This is a genomic window from Mesorhizobium sp. WSM3868, from assembly GCF_002294785.1.
In the GTDB taxonomy this organism is placed as follows: Bacteria; Pseudomonadota; Alphaproteobacteria; order Rhizobiales; family Rhizobiaceae; genus Mesorhizobium.
The window spans coordinates 382,887-398,927 of sequence record NZ_NSGB01000001.1; the positions used below are offsets into that span (position 1 = coordinate 382,887).

17 protein-coding genes are annotated in these 16,041 nt (G+C 60.7%); 13 read left to right on the forward strand and 4 right to left on the reverse strand.

Annotation, left to right across the window (positions count from 1 at the left end; translation table 11 throughout):
- Window positions 1-7: 7 nt before the first annotated feature.
- A complete protein-coding gene (locus CK221_RS01690; protein WP_095776421.1) occupies window positions 8-979 on the reverse strand; it encodes a type II secretion system F family protein in 972 nt (323 codons plus the stop codon).
- The gene (locus tag CK221_RS01695) at window positions 979-2,361 is read right to left on the reverse strand and encodes a CpaF family protein (protein ID WP_095776678.1); all 1,383 of its coding nucleotides are present in this window, start codon (window positions 2,359-2,361) and stop codon (window positions 979-981) included. The genes CK221_RS01690 and CK221_RS01695 overlap by 1 nt, the downstream gene beginning before the upstream one ends.
- 495 nt (window positions 2,362-2,856) lie before the next feature.
- Here CK221_RS01695 and CK221_RS01700 point away from each other — a divergent pair, with 495 nt between their 5' ends.
- The 10 genes from CK221_RS01700 to CK221_RS01745 all read left to right on the forward strand — a co-directional run bounded on the left by CK221_RS01700 (window position 2,857) and on the right by CK221_RS01745 (window position 11,006).
- Window positions 2,857-3,069 carry a Flp family type IVb pilin gene (locus CK221_RS01700; RefSeq protein WP_095776422.1) on the forward strand — a complete coding sequence of 71 codons (213 nt, stop codon included), beginning with the start codon at window positions 2,857-2,859 and terminating at the stop codon, window positions 3,067-3,069.
- A gap of 92 nt (window positions 3,070-3,161) precedes the next feature.
- The gene (gene cpaB, locus CK221_RS01705) at window positions 3,162-4,190 is read left to right on the forward strand and encodes a Flp pilus assembly protein CpaB (protein WP_095776423.1); all 1,029 of its coding nucleotides are present in this window, start codon (window positions 3,162-3,164) and stop codon (window positions 4,188-4,190) included.
- A gap of 127 nt (window positions 4,191-4,317) precedes the next feature.
- Window positions 4,318-5,688 (forward strand): type II and III secretion system protein family protein, encoded by a 1,371-nt coding sequence (locus CK221_RS01710; RefSeq protein WP_245430557.1) that lies wholly within the window; start codon window positions 4,318-4,320, stop codon window positions 5,686-5,688.
- Window positions 5,675-5,962: a hypothetical protein gene (locus CK221_RS01715; protein ID WP_095776424.1), complete on the forward strand. Its 288-nt coding sequence runs from the start codon at window positions 5,675-5,677 to the stop codon at window positions 5,960-5,962. The genes CK221_RS01710 and CK221_RS01715 overlap by 14 nt, the downstream gene beginning before the upstream one ends.
- Window positions 5,963-6,032: 70 nt before the next feature.
- The gene (locus CK221_RS01720) at window positions 6,033-7,553 is read left to right on the forward strand and encodes a pilus assembly protein TadG-related protein (RefSeq protein WP_179295055.1); all 1,521 of its coding nucleotides are present in this window, start codon (window positions 6,033-6,035) and stop codon (window positions 7,551-7,553) included.
- A gap of 5 nt (window positions 7,554-7,558) precedes the next feature.
- Complete coding sequence (locus tag CK221_RS01725) at window positions 7,559-8,056, forward strand: TadE/TadG family type IV pilus assembly protein (RefSeq protein ID WP_095776426.1); 498 nt, start codon at window positions 7,559-7,561, stop codon at window positions 8,054-8,056.
- Window positions 8,050-8,685: a TadE/TadG family type IV pilus assembly protein gene (locus CK221_RS01730; RefSeq protein WP_095776427.1), complete on the forward strand. Its 636-nt coding sequence runs from the start codon at window positions 8,050-8,052 to the stop codon at window positions 8,683-8,685. The genes CK221_RS01725 and CK221_RS01730 overlap by 7 nt, the downstream gene beginning before the upstream one ends.
- Window positions 8,682-9,845: an AAA family ATPase gene (locus CK221_RS01735; protein WP_095776428.1), complete on the forward strand. Its 1,164-nt coding sequence runs from the start codon at window positions 8,682-8,684 to the stop codon at window positions 9,843-9,845. The genes CK221_RS01730 and CK221_RS01735 overlap by 4 nt, the downstream gene beginning before the upstream one ends.
- 55 nt (window positions 9,846-9,900) lie before the next feature.
- Window positions 9,901-10,464 carry a L,D-transpeptidase gene (locus CK221_RS01740; RefSeq protein ID WP_095776429.1) on the forward strand — a complete coding sequence of 188 codons (564 nt, stop codon included), beginning with the start codon at window positions 9,901-9,903 and terminating at the stop codon, window positions 10,462-10,464.
- Window positions 10,461-11,006, forward strand: coding sequence for a hypothetical protein (locus tag CK221_RS01745; protein WP_095776430.1), 546 nt, complete (start codon window positions 10,461-10,463; stop codon window positions 11,004-11,006). Before CK221_RS01740 ends, CK221_RS01745 begins: the two co-directional genes overlap by 4 nt.
- Window positions 11,007-11,049: 43 nt before the next feature.
- Here CK221_RS01745 and CK221_RS01750 read toward each other — a convergent pair whose 3' ends face one another.
- Entirely contained in the window at window positions 11,050-11,586 is a 537-nt protein-coding gene (locus CK221_RS01750; RefSeq protein WP_067325454.1) for a hypothetical protein, read from the reverse strand.
- A 130-nt stretch (window positions 11,587-11,716) separates the two neighbouring features.
- Here CK221_RS01750 and CK221_RS01755 point away from each other — a divergent pair, with 130 nt between their 5' ends.
- Both CK221_RS01755 and CK221_RS01760 read left to right on the forward strand, forming a co-directional pair.
- Complete coding sequence (locus tag CK221_RS01755) at window positions 11,717-12,418, forward strand: thermonuclease family protein (protein ID WP_095776431.1); 702 nt, start codon at window positions 11,717-11,719, stop codon at window positions 12,416-12,418.
- A gap of 259 nt (window positions 12,419-12,677) precedes the next feature.
- Complete coding sequence (locus CK221_RS01760) at window positions 12,678-13,418, forward strand: GGDEF domain-containing protein (RefSeq protein ID WP_095776432.1); 741 nt, start codon at window positions 12,678-12,680, stop codon at window positions 13,416-13,418.
- A 66-nt stretch (window positions 13,419-13,484) separates the two neighbouring features.
- Here CK221_RS01760 and CK221_RS01765 read toward each other — a convergent pair whose 3' ends face one another.
- Window positions 13,485-14,960, reverse strand: coding sequence for an NAD-dependent succinate-semialdehyde dehydrogenase (locus tag CK221_RS01765; RefSeq protein ID WP_095776433.1), 1,476 nt, complete (start codon window positions 14,958-14,960; stop codon window positions 13,485-13,487).
- A 308-nt stretch (window positions 14,961-15,268) separates the two neighbouring features.
- Between CK221_RS01765 and CK221_RS01770 the strand changes: the two genes are divergently transcribed.
- Window positions 15,269-15,730, forward strand: coding sequence for a hypothetical protein (locus tag CK221_RS01770; protein ID WP_095776434.1), 462 nt, complete (start codon window positions 15,269-15,271; stop codon window positions 15,728-15,730).
- The last annotated feature ends 311 nt before the right edge of the window (window positions 15,731-16,041 follow it).

A 16,041-nucleotide genomic window follows, 5' to 3' on the forward strand; every position in this document is an offset into this window, starting at 1 on the left:
GTCACTCCTAGAAGTCGAAATTGACCATGCGATACATGATGTAGTCGCCGAGCAAGGCCCACCCGCCGAAGACGGTAAACACCGGATAGATAACCGGACTATGCCAAATCTTTCCATAGTACGACGGCGCAATGACCTGGAGCACCAGGAACATTGCAAGGGGAAACAGAGAGATAACCCATGCCGAGACTCGCCCTTCAGCCGAGAGCGCTCTGATTTTCATCCGCAATTTTTGCCGTTCGCGAAGAACGGACGAAAGATTGGCGAGTATCTCGGTGAGGTTTCCGCCGGTTTTCGATTGGATCGACAAGGAAACTGTCAGCAAATGCAGTCCCTCGAAACCCACGCGTTCCGACAGCTTCCTTACAGCCTGCTCCATGCTGAGCCCGAAGGTGATTTCGTCGGCGACGATGCCAAATTCTGTTCCGAGCGGGTCCGGCATCTCACGAGCAACGAGACCTATGGCAACAGAAGCAGGGTGCCCAGCGCGCAGCGAACGAACAATCATGTCCAAGGCATCGGGGAGCTGCTTGGCGAACTTCTGGATTCGCTTGCCGCGGGCGCGCCGAAGGACAAGGAGGGGCAGCGCAAGACCCACGACCAAAAACGCGATCACCGCCCCGACAACCGAAAAGCCAAAAAACAGTGTCAGCACCAGCGCAATCACGAACCCGGCAAGCAGGAAGACCGCGGCAAAAATCAGCGGATTCCCGGTGATTCCGGACTGTGTATACAGCCGATTGAGCCACACGAAGCCGAATACAAAGTCTCCGGTTTCGGTCAGGCCGCGCTCACGCAATAAACTTTTTAACGTCTTTTCCGCCGGCGCTTCATCAGCCAGGCGGCGAAGCCTGTGATTGACCGCGGCGAAACGTGAGCGTCGACCGGCCAGCGAAAGATAAAAGGCTTCACCGGCAAGAATGACGGAAGCCGCCGCAACGGCATAGATAAAATAGAGAAGCACCTGTCCAGTGAGCATTACAAGGGAACCTGCGGATTGAACACATCCTTGCCGAAGTGGAGACCAAGCGTGGCAGCCTCGGCGGCGAACCGCGGACGAACCCCGGTCGCCCGGAAATCCCCTATGATCGATCCGTCGGCGGCCAGATCCCGCCTGACAAAATGATAGATTTCCTGCAACTGGACGACGTTGCCTTCCATACCCGTCAGTTCCGAGATGGAGACCACACGCCGGCCGCCATCGGAAAGTCGTTGCGTCTGCACGATGATATCGATGGCGGAGGCGATCTGAGCGCGGATAGACTCATGAGTCATCGGCATACCCGCCATGCCGACCATCTGCTCCAGGCGCGATATGGCATCGCGCGGCGTGTTGGCATGGATTGTCGTCATCGAGCCTTCGTGGCCGGTGTTCATGGCTTGCAGCATATCGAATGCTTCCTCGCCGCGCACTTCGCCGACGATGATGCGATCCGGCCGCATGCGCAGCGCGTTCTTGACCAGTTCGCGCTGGCGAACCTCGCCCTTACCCTCCACATTGGGCGGGCGCGTTTCCAGCCGGCCGACATGCGGCTGCTGCAATTGCAGTTCCGCAGCATCCTCGATGGTTACCAGGCGCTCTTTGGCCGGGATATAGCTCGACAACGCGTTGAGCAGCGTCGTCTTGCCGCTGCCGGTGCCGCCCGAGACCAGGATTGATTTGCGCGCCTGCACGGCAATTCGCAGCATGTCGATCATCGGCTGGCGGATCGAGTTGAACGCCATCAACCGTTCGAGCGAATATGGATTTTTGGAGAATTTTCGGATCGACACCAGCGGGCCGTCAACAGAGATCGGCCGCACCGCGATGTTCACGCGCGAGCCGTCGTCGAGACGTGCATCGACCATTGGCGACGATTCATCGACGCGCCGGCCGATGTTGGAGACGATCTTGTTGATGACGCGAAGAAGATGCGGCTCGTCGCGAAAACGGATCGAGGTCTCCTCGATCACGCCGCGGCGCTCGATGAAGACGCGCTCATGCGTATTTATCATTATATCGGTGATGGAGTCGTCCTTGAGCAGCGGCTCGATCGGACCCAGGCCCAACATCTCGTCCGCCGTATCGCTGGTCAGTTGATCAAGCTCGCGCGCATTCAACGGTACATTTCGCCCGCGCACGAATTCACGAACGATCGGCCGGATCTCATTGAGAATCTCGTCCTTAGTGGCATTCTCAAGAGCGGTCAGGTTGAAGCGGTCGATAAGATGGCGATGCAGTTCGACTTTGAGCGTCAGGAAATCGTCACTTTGTGGTTCTGCTTCCGCGGCTGGGACAACTGCCGGTCCATTTGCTGTTGCGACAACTGTGGTCGGCGGCACGCGCTGCTCTCCCGGCCCTTTGATGAAGCGACCCAACATGCCGCGGATCCCCTTCTGATTTCCCCACATCGAAACTAAGCGTTAACCACGAGGGGCACAAGCGGCGTAGAGGACACACAAGACGTATTACTTGCGACATAGTTAAGAAAACCGTATTTGGGAAATTGTTCTATTTCTCCTCGCTCCCGGTGTACAGACCAAAGTCTTAGGACCTTGGTCGCCTCATGCCTGCCTGTTCGGGTAAGTTGCCAGATATAATGTTTTATGCGTCATCCCTAATGTGGCGGAACCTTCGGCTGAACGAGGCAGAATTATGAACGAATGGTTAAGATCGCTTGAAAAATCAAGCGAATCAAACTCTTGTAAAAAGTCAGAAACCCTCAGATCGAGTATTGAAAGGTTAACGGATTGTTAATCCGTTTGACTCGGCTTTTTTGCGGGACAAGGATTGCACGTGACGGGGGATGCTTGGGTATGGGGTTCATTCCTTGGCTCTGTCTCGTCGGGTTCAAACCTCCAAAGGGAGAAATTGGCATGAAAAAGCTCATGACGATGACCCGGCAGTTCCGCGACGATGAAAACGGCGCTGCTATGGTCGAATATTCGATCCTGATCGGCATCATCGCGGTCGCCGCGATCGGCTTCGTCATCGGTATCGGGGGCTGGGTGACGGGCCGCTTCTCGGGTCTGTGCAGCGCCATGGACAACTCGGGCATCGGTTCCTGCGCCAGCGGTGCGGGTTCTTGATCGTTTGAAGAATCAGGCCCGGATTGTGCAATCCGGGCCTGAACTTAATGGTGGCGGGACCTATCCCGCTCATTGGCTCGGGGCTTGGGGTTATGCGCGCCAACACAATCGTCATGATCGTTCTCGCCGGCATCTTCGGTGTGCTGGCGGTCGTCCTCGTCAACATTTGGCTCGCGGGCCAGCGCAATGCGCTTGCGCAATCCAACGGCGTGCAAGCAGGCAGCATTGTGGTCGCGGCAATGCCGCTGAAATTCGGCGACACTCTGAGCGCCGATAAGTTGCGCGAAATTGCGTGGCCGGCCGGAGCGGTGCCGGCGGGAGCCTTCAAGACAGTAAAAGAGGCCCTGGCCGGCAACGGGAGCCGTCAGGCCCTGCAGCCCATCAGCGTCAACGAGCCGATTCTGGCCAGCAAGATCACGGGCGCGGGACAGCGCGCAACGCTGTCAGCCGTACTCGCTGAAGGAATGAAGGCCGTTTCCATTCGCGTGAACGACGTGCTGGGCGTTGCAGGATTTGTCTTCCCTGGTGATCGGGTGGATATTCTGCTCACTCGCACCGTGCGCAGCGATCAAGGCGCCGACAAAAGTTTTGTGGACGTGCTGCTGCAAAGCGTGAAAGTGCTTGCCGTCGACCAGGTCGCCGACGAGAGCAAGGAAAATCCGCAAGTGGTGAAAGCGGTTACTGTGGAAGTGAGCACCAAGGATGCTCAGAAGCTGACTTTAGCGGCCGGCGCCGGCCAGCTGTCGCTCGCGCTTCGCCAAGTCGCGGGCAGCAAAGGCGAAACGACCGAACGTGTAACGCTGGCCGATTTGACCGGCGACACGCCGGACGATGTGGCCAAGCGGCAGGCCGAGCTTGACAGGCAGGCCGCGGAGGAAGCCGCACGCAAGCAGGCCGACGAGAAGATTGACGGCCTCGCCAAAGCAGTGGAGCGCGTCGGCAGTCAACTCGATCAGATGAGCAAGGTGAAACCGGCCCCCGCTGTGGCGCCCGTGCCACAAGCTAAGGAAGTTGTAAAGGAAGTGGTCAAATATGTGCAGCCGGAGCCTCCCGCCCGCGCTACAATCGGCGTGTTTCGCGGCGTGAAGCTCGAAACATACGACGTACCGCGACAAAAATAGAAAACGGCGCATTCGGATAGGGGATCCGAGTGAGTCTGTAAGGGGGATGATCCAGATGCGCATTTTCCGGGGATCACTGGCCGCGGCTGCACTGGCTTGGTCCTGGGCATTGTTGCCGTTGAGCCCAATGGCTCACGCGGCTGACCGCTTCATCGATGTGTCGAGCCCGTCGCTGCACCGCGTGTTCGTACCCATTTCCCAATCCGCCACGATCCAGGTCAATGCCACGCTTGGCGATATCGTCGTCGGTGACGAGAAGATCGCCGATGCCCAGCCGATGACCGACAAGACACTCTACATCATCGGCAAGAGTGTCGGCACCACTACGGTCAATTTGTTTTCCGAGGACAAGCGCTCGCTGGGCGCCATCCAGATCGAGGTCGGCCAGGATGTCAGCGACATGGCGGCCGCGATCCGCCAGGTGGCGCCGAAAGCCCGCATCGAAATCGGTTCAATCAACGGCAAGGTTCGGCTGAGCGGTCACGTCAAGGATGCTGCGACGCTCGCATCTATCGTCGAGGTGACGCAGCAATATGGTCCTGACGCCATCATCAACGCCGTCACCATCGATGACAGCGAGCAGGTCAATCTCTCGGTGCGCATCCTGGAGGCCAAGCGCAGTACCGGCCGCGATCTCGGCGTGTCGTGGAGGGGCAGAAACAGTAGCGGCAAAACCGTCTTCGGCACGGGCGATGCGACAGTAGACAGCGACGGAACGGTGCTCGGACCTGGCACTCTGATCAGCGGGCTTTTGTCGAATTCGAGCCCGTTCGCGGCCTTGATAACCCGTGTCATCGACAGCAACGTCAAGATCGATCTGATTATTCAAGCGTTGGAGTCGAAAGGCCTCGTTCGTACGCTGGCCGAACCCAACCTAACGACGGTTTCCGGCGAAACTGCGAGCTTCAACGCCGGCGGCGAGGTGCCAATCCGCACCGTCCTCAATGACGCGGTGAGAATCGAATTCAAGCAGTTCGGCGTCAATCTGAACTTCACGCCTGTCGTGCTCGATGACGGCAAGATCCATATGAAGCTAGCGCCGGAAGTCAGCGACCTGACCGGCTTCACCCCTGCCGGCGATCCGATCTTCACCAATCGCAAGCTGCAGACCACGGTCGACCTGCGTGATGGCCAGAGCTTCGCGGTGGGCGGCCTGCTCTCCAGCAAGAACACCAGGCTGCAGGAACAGGTGCCGTGGCTCGGCCAGGTGCCGATCGTCGGCGCGCTGTTCAAGAATTCGAGCACGCAGAAGGAAGAGACGGAGCTGGTCGTCATCGTCACGCCGCATATCGTGCGGCCGGTCAAGCCAGGCGAGCAACTGGCGACGCCCTTCGACAAGACGAAGCCCGCCAACGATCCGGAGCTTTTCCTGCTTGGCCAGCTCGAAGTCAGCAAGGACATGATCCGCAAGTATGAGCACGGCGACGGCGTCACCGGCCCTTACGGCCACATGCTGGATGTGAAATCGAAGGACAAGCTGGTCTATGTCAAAAAATAAGTTCCTGCTCGTCCTTCTCGGTTCCAGCCTGCTTGCCGGCTGTGCGGCGGACTATCTGAACAATTACGACACGATGACTTTGGCGTCGGGCGATACGCAGAAAGCCAACCAGTTGCTGCAGACGGTCGATCCGTACAATCCGGCTTCCAACAACACGAAGATCGAAGGCAATGGGGCGCGGTCAGTTGGCGTCGTTCAGAGATACAAGTTCCCGCCAGCGCCGGCGCCAACCACAAACATGACGGTGAATGTCGGCCCAGCCGGCACACAGTGAATTAAGCAGAAGGATGCGGTGCGTCAGGCGAGCGAGGACGCCTGGCACGAATGGAACAGAGAGTAAGATCATGTTGAGGACCATTCGTGAATTCTGGAACGATCAACGCGGCATAGCGATGATCCTGGTCGCCATCATGCTGCCGGTGCTTGTCGGCTTTGCATTGGTGACTATCGACATGAGCCGGGCCACCGGACTGCATAACGACCTGCAGAAAGGTGTGGACGCGCTGGCCCTTGCCGCAGCGGCGGAGCTCGACGGCAGATCGGATAGCATCACCAGGGCCAATAGGGCCGTCACCAATCTCCTCGCCAACAGAACGCTATTTTCGACAGCAGGCGATCACCAACTCGCCCTGGCCGACGTAACGGTAACCTATTTGACTGGAATACCTGCCAGCGACAACACGCGACTAAGCGCCGCTGGTGTCGATTCGAACGGCGTGAACTGGGCCAGCACTGATCCAAAGGCTGTGTCATTCGCGGAAGTGACGGTGAACCCCTCAGGCCTCACTGACGGCGCGGGTGCCTTCGCGACGATTTTTCCAGCCAGTTTCAATGGTGGCAGCGACACCATGGATATCGATCCGCAGGCGGTGGCCGGCTTCACCCAGTCCATCTGCGAAACCGTCCCGATCTTCATGTGCAACCCGTTTGAGACGGCCACACCCGCAACCAGCAAGACGATCCAGCAAGCGTTCGCATCGGGCGATACCTACAGCCGCGAGTTTCGCATTCTTAAAGTGGACTCAAACCCCGGTCCTGGCAACTTTGGGCTGATCGACAACAACCTGACTTCGGTGCGAGACGCAATCGCAATGGGCACAGCGGGCACCTGCTATCAGCGCGACAAGCTGACAACGAAGACAGGGGTTACCTTGGGCCAGGTGAATGCTGGGCTGAATGTCCGCTTCGACATCTACAGCAGCTCATTGAGCAAGTACAATAAGGACTGGAACTATCGTCCCGCAAGCAACGTGCGCAAGGGTGCCGATAAGACCAGCAATTGCAATAAGTTCACGGCGGCCACTGACGGCTCGGCAATGGGTCTCCCCGCCGGTACCAATTACAACAGCTCAACGGGGATGAGTGATCCAATCAGCGCACAAAGCTTTTGGAGCACCTACTGGAGCATAAACCACAACGGCGCCGCCTATCCTTCGATCCCGAGCGCGAGCTACCCGACCGGAGATACGACTCATCCCGCGTCTCGCTACGACGTCTACAAATACGAGATTTCTCACAGTCTTGTCGGCGACAAGTCGCCGAGCCCGTCCAAGGAGAGCGGCACTCCATCATGTTTCAAGGGTGACACGCCTACTGCCGATCCTGACCGACGCTTGCTGAACATGGCGATTGTCGACTGCATCGCGAACCAGTCCAAGATAAATGGGCACATCCAGCTCAAGCCGGATGGATATGCAAGCATTTTTGTGAACAGTCCTGTGCAAAAGCAAGACAACACGAAAAGCGACGAAGACTCCACCGCTGCCGAAAAGCCCATTAGCCTTGAAATCGTCGACGTCGACGGTCCGCTAGGAAACGGCACTCTCGACAAGGCTCTCCGGAACGAAGCACAACTCTACCGGTGAGTCTCATGACCAAGTTCGACCACATCACCCAACTGTTCCGCCGCGACGAGGACGGCACAGCTTTGGTCGAAATGGCGATCGTCGCACCTTTCGTGCTTTTGTTGTCAGCCGGCGTGTTCGAGTTCTCCAATATCTTGAACACGCGTCTGCTTCTCGAGGCCGGCGTCGAGGATGCGGCTCGCTACATGGCGCGCTGCAGCAGCGATTGGGACACTTGCAAGGGTCTGGCGCAAAAGCTCGCGGCCTATGGCGCGGTCGACGGCACCAGCGCCAGGGTGACTGGTTGGCTTCCGGCACAAGTCACAATTGCAAAGACATCCACTGCGGCGACCGATACGACCACCACACCCCCTACCCAGATCTATCTCAGCAGCAAGAGCACCGTCGATGTGGTGACGGTCAGCACGTCGTATACGTATCCCGATCTCGGATTCTGGTCCTATCTCGGCTTTGGTGATTTCACTCTCAGCGTGGCCCATCAGGAGCGTGTCTTCGGATGGTGACGCCGCGCAACCCGTTTTGGAGCTGCCAGTCCGGGGCGGCGTTGATCGAAGCCGCTATCGCAATGCCGCTGCTGTTGACCCTGCTTCTTGGCTTCGTCGACTTCGGCTATGCTTTCTATCAATGGAACGCGGCAAACAAGGCGGTGCAGGCGGGCGCTCGGCTGGCGCAGATTTCCACTCCCGTTGCGAGCGGACTCTCATCCGAGACGCTGACGCAAAGCGACGTAACCAAAGTCGGTACCGCAGTGGCGGCAAATACTTACAACTACATCTGCACCGCCAATAGCGCAGGGGTTGCTTCCTGTACTTGCGGAGCAGGTGCTACCTGTCAAAATCTGAATGTGAGCCAGGCGGCCTTCGATCTGATCTTCAGCGGCAGCAGCACCCGTGCCGGGATGCAGACATACTTGCCGCTGCTCAAGAAGTCCGAAGTCAGGATACAATATCAGGCATCCGGTCTGGGCTATTGGACACGACCAGGCGGACCGGTGCCGACGATCACGGTCAGCATCGTCAACCATCAATTCCAGTTCTTCTTTCTGGGCGGACTGCTCGGGTTCGGCAATATGACCATGCCTTCCATGCTCAGTACTGTAACGGGTGAAGATTTAAAGAGTACCTCGCCATGAACGCCATCGACACCAGAGTGCTGCCGACGAAACGCAAGCAGGTCGCGCTGTTTTCGTCGGATGCGAATTTCAGGCACGACGTGACCACGCGGCTCGACGCGCTGGCGATCTATGACGCCAAGGTTTCGGAGGCGGTCGAGTTCCTCAAGGGGCCGCCGGTCGATGCGCGGCCGGGCATCATCATCCTCGATCTCGGCGATGGCGAGCTGCTCGGCAACAATGCGCTGGTCGAGGCGCGCTCGGCCTGGGCTTCGGTGCCGCTGATCGCGGTCTCGGGCGAGCTGACGTCGGAGCAGACGCGGGTGCTGGTGCGCATGAATGCGTCGGACTGGCTGCACAAGCCGCTCGACCCCAAGGAGCTGCTCAACGCCGTCACCTTCCACGACACCGGCAACCAAGGCACCAAAAGCCGGATCGTCACCTTCATTGCCGCCAGCGGCGGCGCCGGCGCGACCACGCTGGCGATTTCGGCGGCCGAGCATCTCGCCTCGAAATCGGCCGAGCGGGCGGCCTCGACCTGCCTTGTCGACCTCGACTTCCAGAGCGCCAATTGCGGCGCCTATCTCAACCAGTTCAACCAGTTCGACCTTGCCGGCATCATCGGCCAGCCGGAGCGGCTCGATGTCGAGCTGATGGACGTCATCAAGCTGTCGCGGCCGTCCGGCCTCACGCTCTATTCCTTCGAGCGGCCCCAATTGCCGTTCGAGCCGCGCGGCGCCGATTTCGTCTTCCGCCTGCTCGACCTCGTCGCCTACCGCTTCGACGACATCGTCATTGACCTGCCCAACATCGAGACGCCATGGCACGAGTCGGTGCTGCGCACCAGCGACGAGATCTTCATCGTCTTCGAGCTCAACGTCGCCTCGCTCAGGCAGGGCAAACGGCTCTACAAGAGGATCCGCGAATTGCGCGGCAACGGCGTCTCGATCACGCTCGTCGCCAACAAGCACAAGCGCAAATGGTTCGGCAACCACTTCTCGCGCAGCGAGCTGGAGAAGATCTTCAAGGCGCCGCATATCAAATCGCTGGTGCTCGACAACGCGCTGCTGGCCGATGCGCTGAACCGCGCCATACTGCCCTCCGAGGTGGACGGGCGGGCCCGCTTCAACAAGGACCTGAAGCGCATGTTCAAGGAGCGGCTGGACAATGCCCAGCGCTAGAGCAACTCCAGGAGATCCGCGCAGCGGTTTTCCATCAGGAATTGCGACAAAGCAAATGCGGCAGATTGCGACAGCAATCGCCGGCGCCTGCCTGATCGGCATCGTCCTGGCGGTGCCTTGCGATCTCGCTGAAGCCGGATCGGGGCTGCCGCCGCTTCCCACCATGGGTCCCAGCCTGCGCAAGACGGTCGCCCTCCAGACCGGCGAGCATCCGGGAACGATCATCATCCGCAAGAACGAGAAGGCGCTCTATCTGGTCACCAGCAAAGGCCAGGCGCTGCGCTATCAGATCAGCGTCGGCCGCGACGGCTTCGGCTGGACCGGCACCGTCAAGGTCGCAGCCAAGACCGAATGGCCGGAATGGCGCCCACCCAAAGAAATGCGCGTCCGCCAGCCGGAGCTGCCGGCGATGGTGCCCGCCGGCCCCTACAATCCGCTCGGCGCCAGGGCGCTCTATCTGTCGCGCGACGGGCGCGACACGCTCTATCGGATCCATGGCACCAACGATCCCAAAGGTGTCGGCTTCGACGGCACGTCCGGATGTTTTCGGCTGACGAACACGGATGTGATAGATCTCTTCAAGCGCGTCGCGGTGGGCGCAAAGGTGGTGGTTGAATGACGATGATCAGCGAGGCGGATATTCCGGCAATCGAACTCAGCGAACAGGAAAAGGCGCCGGGCAGGCCGAGCCGGGCGAGAACCATCGGCGCGGTCGCGGCCGGCGCGGTCCTCGTCACCGCCATCAACGTCACCGCCGCCATCTATCTCTATCGCGGCGTCAACGACCTTCGGGCATTGGAGGCGCGGTTGGACCAGCTCGGCCAGTTCGAGCAGCGGATCGGTGCCCGCATCGATACCGTCAACAACGGCTTCCAGAGCCGGTTCGAGACGCTGGACCGGCAGCTGCAGGCGAGTTTCGGCCAGATAAACGGCAATATTGCCCGGCTTGAGCAGGGCCAGCCCGTCGCCGCCGATGCCGAAACGCCGCGGGCGCCAGAGCCCAGTTTCGCCAACACAACCGTGGCCGAGGCCTCGGCAGGTGAAAACCCCTCCGTCGGCGCGCCGGCATTCAAGGGCAAGGCCGCGCCGCCCGGACCCAATCCGTCCTATCAGCGCATCCAGCAGGCCGACGGTAAGGTCTACTACAAGAAGATCAACTGACGCGGCACCGGGCGATAGCGGAAGGCATTCCGATCAGCACGGTCTACAGATCACGCTGCAGCGCCAGGATGCGGACGGCGCGGGCTTCGGCGCGCAGCCTCGCCTCGCGCAGGAAGGCGACATGGCAATAGGCGCAGGCCGCAAGGCCAAGGCACAGCACCATGCAGTTTTTCAAGCTGAAGTCGATCGCCAGCGAGAATTGAAAGCCGCGCGGCGCCGTGAAGTTGGCGATCGTGCTCGCCGTTTCCGAACGGCTGCCGGCCGCTATCATCAGACCGGCGAACATCAGCGCGGCATGGTTGGCGAGGAAAAAGCCGGCGGATCTCTTGGCATGGCAAGCCATCCAGCAGACGCCTGACGCAACGACGATGACGGCGGCATCGACGGCCATCGAGCCGCCGAGATAGAAGTCCACCTGCTGCCAGAACATCGTCGAGAAGGGGCGCAGCTCGAGCCAGATGCGCCACATGGTCGGGCTGGCCGAATAGCTTCCGAGCAGAAACGTCGCCGTCCGTTCCGCCGCCAGCAGGAACAGCATGAGAGCCGGGAAGGCAAAGAGCAGTGTCGGCTTGCGCGTCATGTCATCCCCCTCGACATCCGATGCTCGATTGTAGGCCGCATTGGTTGCGCGAGACTTAACGCAAAGCCTTGCTTTTCAAGCGATGTCATCGGCGCCTAATGTATGATCCGGTGAAACGACGAGGCGCGCTTTGGGCGAGGCGAAATCGACCGGCCGGCTTGCCACGACGCTCGGCAGCCTCGGGCTGGTCGCCGGCGCGCTGCTGGTCGCCGCGTCGAGGCACTGGTTGCCGCCGGACCTGCCCTCCCCGCCTGCCCAGGTCGCGAGCGAGGCCCGACATGCCTCGCGCATCGCCGTCCACGACACGCGGCCAGGCCAGCCGGCGCGCAGGATAGCCGAGCACCTCATCGCTCCGCCGCCGCTCGACGTGGCGCGGATCGAGCGCATCGAGCCCCGCCCTCCGCTCGGCGAGCTCGGCCTCGCCGTGCCGCCGAAGACGCCGATGCCGCAGGACTGGCATGAGACGCTGCTTTATCGCCCGATCGCCACCTCGTCGGCGATCTTCGAGGCCATGGGGCGCAGGGTGATCGTCAGCGGGACCATCGAGGTCGATCCCGCCAAAACGTGCGCGTTCGGCGACGTCATCTGGCCCTGCGGGCAGCGCGCCCGCGCCGCCTTCAATGCCTGGCTGCGCGGCCGGGCGCTCAAATGCGTCTTGCCGCCCGATGCCGACCGTTTTGCCATCGCCGCGCCGTGCATGCTCGGCAAACAGGATGTCGGCGCCTGGCTGGTTGCCAATGGCTGGGCGATGGCGTCTCCCTCGGGCATCTACGGCAAAGCCGAATCCGTCGCCAGGGCTGCCGAGATGGGTGTCTTCGGCCCGCCGCAATAGGGCAGACCCGAAAAAGGCGCGCAACGGCCTTCCCTGCGGCATTGCGTAAAAACGGAATGGCTAAAGCAGCTCGGCGATCCTACCAAACGCTGACCAGTTTCAGCGACGAATCACATCGAAGCGAGAAGCGGGCCGCAGCCGCCGACGCCATCCAGGGAGAAAGACACTGATTTCCTTCAAATTGTAGGCCACGCTGAAACGGAAATCGTAACACACCGCCTTTAAGCCAATGCGTCCAACAGGAGATTGGCCAGTGAGTATGAAAACCGAGACCGCGCCGGCAGAGGCCTGGAAGCATGTCATCTGGCTGACCCTGCTGGGCACCGCCGGCTGCGTCGGCCTGTCGCTCGGCCTCAACTATCTGCTGCTGCTCAGCGATGTGTTGACGCCGTTCGGCCGCAGCGTCATCACGGCCGCCCTTCTGCCCATCATCATCGGCCTGCCGCTTTTTGCCTTACTCGGCTGGAGAGAAGTCGAGATCCGCCGCTACCGGCAGGAGCTCACCAGATCCGGCACCTACGACCATCTGACCGGCTGCCTCAACGGGGCCGTGTTCACGTCGATGGTCGACAGGCGAGCCGCCAGACCGGCCGGGCCGCGCTCCGGCGCTTTTCTCGTCATCCATCCGGAGCATCTATCGGCGATCAATTTGCGCTTCGGCCTCGAATGGGGCGACGAAGCCTTGCGGCTGATCGCCACCGCCATCAGGTCCTCGGTGCGCAAGGAGGATCTGATCGGCCGCATCGGAACCGCGATGTTCGGTGTTTTCCTCGCGGGCGCGACCGAGGAGGACGCCAAAGAGATCGGCAAGCGCGTCCGGGAAGCGGTCGGGCAGATCTATTTCGCGCCGAAAGGCGACAAGGACGTGCTCGCCATCCGCGTTGGCGGCGTCGTCTTCGAGCATGAATTGGCTTTCGAAGACATGTTCCGCTCGGCCGAGGAAGGATTATCCGAGTTGCAGGACGAGACCGGCTTTCACTTGTCCCATTTCAACAACTGAGCGGCGCGATCAGCAGCCAACCCCCGCCGGCAACCTGGCGTGGGCTGCGGTTCAAATCTCTGCGTCTCAGATGCCGCCCATGCAGAGATATTTCATCTCAAGGTAATCCTCGAGGCCGTGGCGGGACCCCTCCCGCCCGATGCCGGACTGCTTGACGCCCCCGAAGGGTGCTGCTTCCGAGGACATGCGCCCGGTGTTGATGCCCACCATGCCGTATTCCAGGGCCTCCGCCACACGCCAGACGCGCTTCAGGTTGGATGCGTAGAAATACGCGGCTAGTCCGTAAATGGTGTCGTTGGCCTCACGCACGACCTGATCGCCATCCTCGAAACGGATGACGGGGGCCAACGGCCCGAATGTCTCCTCCCGCGCCACCGTCATGGCGCTGGAGACGTCGGTAAGGACCGTCGGCTGGAAAAACGTGCCGTCTCTGGCGATCCGGCCTCCGCCGCACCGGATCGCGCCGCCCTTTGCCACGGCATCGGCGATGTGGGATTCGATCTTGGCGAGCGCCCGCCTGTCGATCAGCGGGCCGATGGCGACGCCGGGATCGAAACCGTCACCGACCTGAAGCTCGCCGACCCGCCGCACGAATTTGTCGACGAACTCATCATGAACGTCCGATTGGACGTAAAGTCGGTTCGCCGAAACGCAAGTCTGGCCGGCATTGCGGAACTTCGCCTGGACCGCCCCATCCACGGCGGCATCGATGTCGGCGTCGTCGAAGACGATGAAAGGCGCATTGCCGCCGAGCTCGAGACTGACCTTCTTGATCTGGTCCGAGCACTGGCGCATGAGCAGGCGTCCGACCTCGGTCGAGCCGGTAAAACTGATCTTGCGCACTTTGGGATTGTGGCAGAGCTCGCACCCCACCGCGGCACCCTCCGAGGCATAAATGAGATTTACAACACCATCGGGAAAGCCGGCCTCGGCGGCAAGCGCGAACATGGCACCTGCAACAAGCGGCGTCTGTTCGGCAGGCTTAAGCACAATGGCGCAGCCTGCCGCCAGCGCCGGTGAGATCTTGCGCGCCACCATCGATGCGGGAAAGTTCCATGGTGTGATGGTGCCGACGACGCCGATCGGCTGCTTGATCACCAGCATGCGGCGGTCCGTCGACGGTGCCGAGATCGTCTCGCCATAGATGCGATTGGCCTCCTCGGCATACCATTGCAGATACGCCGCCGCATGCGAGACTTCCGATCTGGCTTCGGCGAGCGGCTTGCCCATCTCCGCGGTGAGGATCGCCGCGAGATCGTCGGTGTGGGTGACGATCAGTTGATGCCACTGCCACAGCATTTCGCTGCGCTCCCGGGCCGTCAGCCCCGCCCATTCGGCCTGTGCGGCATAGGCCTTGTCGATCGCCGCGCGCGTCTCCGCAATCCCCATGTCGGGAAGTTCCGCCAGCAATTCGCCCGTCGATGGATTGAAGACCTCGAACGTGCTCCCGCCAACCGGCGTGCCAAGCGCCGGCACACGGTCGATAGCGCCGAACAGGTCAGGGGATTTCAGGTGGCGCATGATCGGCAGGCATAAGGGCAATACCGGTCTCCTCCTTCAACGAGCTGACGTTTGAGAAGGTCAAGATGTATTCCGCACGTCCGTGCCTCTCATAGGGCCTGGGAAGGACGGCGGTAGACCCACCTCGGGCAGCTGGCTTTCTCGAACCACCACCGAATGAGAGCTCGACCAAGGGAGAGGAGGTGCCCCGAAAGCGGGCTGGTGCTGCGAGAGAGGATTGAAGTTCCTCAAAGGCGACACCCAGCATTGAAAACATTTAGCTTTTCAGCGCTTCGCTGGTCAATTCCATAGCACCGAACCGTAACAGTTTCAAACCCTATGGAGACCTTATGAACGCCCAGCCTACGCCTGCCGCCTTCCTGGACACCATCTCCCAGGCGATGCCCGAGACCGAACTCCGCCGCCTCCTCCAGAGAGCCGACATCGCAATAGGCTTCGCCCTGGAGCACCTGGAGGCCTTCGAGGCCCCGGCCTTCTTGCGGGCCTGGCGCGATGGCCACGACCTGGGGCCTTGGCTCCCCACCGCGAAGCGCTCGGCCAAGATCGAACTTCCCGACAATGACCTAACGCCGGGGGCCTGGGTAGCCGACAAGGAAGCGAGTCTTGCCAAGCTCCGCGCCCCTCTTAGTGCAATCCAGTTCGCCCTCCGCGCCCTCCAGCCCTTCGAGATCGCCGACTTCCTCAAGCAGTGGGCAGAGGGTAGAGACCTCAAGCCGTGGCTGGACGCCCTCCACCACGACCAGGACATGGCGGGCGAGGATATGCCCGATCCCTCCCTATTGGGGCACTAGTCGAGGTCTAACCCGTAAGGCCTTCCAGGGGCGGTAGGGTGAAAATCCTGCCGCCTCTTTAGTTCCCACGTATATGAAGAAGCAAGCCGCCTCGCAGCCGCCCACCCCGGCCCAATGGGGCGCAAACGGAAACACAAGCTACACAGACGCCTTCCTGAAGCGCCTGGAGGAGCAAGAGGCCCGCTTCATGCGGAACGTCTCCAGGCGGCCTCTACGGGCTGGCCTGAGGCGCGGCGGGAGGCGCTAATTGTGGCGACAATGTGCATTAATTCCCACGTATATGCTCCAAGTCATACCATTAAGTAGTAGCC

What these genes read in the sequence shown, in the direction of transcription:
- CK221_RS01730 (WP_095776427.1), top strand. Translation starts at nt 8,050, where the DNA reads ATGGTGACGCCGCGCAACCCGTTTTGGAGCTGCCAGTCCGGGGCGGCG.
- CK221_RS01760 (WP_095776432.1), top strand. Translation starts at nt 12,678, where the DNA reads ATGAAAACCGAGACCGCGCCGGCAGAGGCCTGGAAGCATGTCATCTGG.
- CK221_RS01710 (WP_245430557.1), top strand. Translation starts at nt 4,318, where the DNA reads ATGGCTCACGCGGCTGACCGCTTCATCGATGTGTCGAGCCCGTCGCTG.
- cpaB (WP_095776423.1), top strand. Translation starts at nt 3,162, where the DNA reads ATGCGCGCCAACACAATCGTCATGATCGTTCTCGCCGGCATCTTCGGT.
- CK221_RS01740 (WP_095776429.1), top strand. Translation starts at nt 9,901, where the DNA reads ATGCGGCAGATTGCGACAGCAATCGCCGGCGCCTGCCTGATCGGCATC.
- CK221_RS01770 (WP_095776434.1), top strand. Translation starts at nt 15,269, where the DNA reads ATGAACGCCCAGCCTACGCCTGCCGCCTTCCTGGACACCATCTCCCAG.
- CK221_RS01715 (WP_095776424.1), top strand. Translation starts at nt 5,675, where the DNA reads ATGTCAAAAAATAAGTTCCTGCTCGTCCTTCTCGGTTCCAGCCTGCTT.
- CK221_RS01750 (WP_067325454.1), bottom strand. Translation starts at nt 11,586, where the DNA reads ATGACGCGCAAGCCGACACTGCTCTTTGCCTTCCCGGCTCTCATGCTG.
- CK221_RS01700 (WP_095776422.1), top strand. Translation starts at nt 2,857, where the DNA reads ATGAAAAAGCTCATGACGATGACCCGGCAGTTCCGCGACGATGAAAAC.
- CK221_RS01725 (WP_095776426.1), top strand. Translation starts at nt 7,559, where the DNA reads ATGACCAAGTTCGACCACATCACCCAACTGTTCCGCCGCGACGAGGAC.
- CK221_RS01720 (WP_179295055.1), top strand. Translation starts at nt 6,033, where the DNA reads ATGTTGAGGACCATTCGTGAATTCTGGAACGATCAACGCGGCATAGCG.
- CK221_RS01745 (WP_095776430.1), top strand. Translation starts at nt 10,461, where the DNA reads ATGACGATGATCAGCGAGGCGGATATTCCGGCAATCGAACTCAGCGAA.
- CK221_RS01690 (WP_095776421.1), bottom strand. Translation starts at nt 979, where the DNA reads ATGCTCACTGGACAGGTGCTTCTCTATTTTATCTATGCCGTTGCGGCG.
- CK221_RS01695 (WP_095776678.1), bottom strand. Translation starts at nt 2,361, where the DNA reads ATGTTGGGTCGCTTCATCAAAGGGCCGGGAGAGCAGCGCGTGCCGCCG.
- CK221_RS01735 (WP_095776428.1), top strand. Translation starts at nt 8,682, where the DNA reads ATGAACGCCATCGACACCAGAGTGCTGCCGACGAAACGCAAGCAGGTC.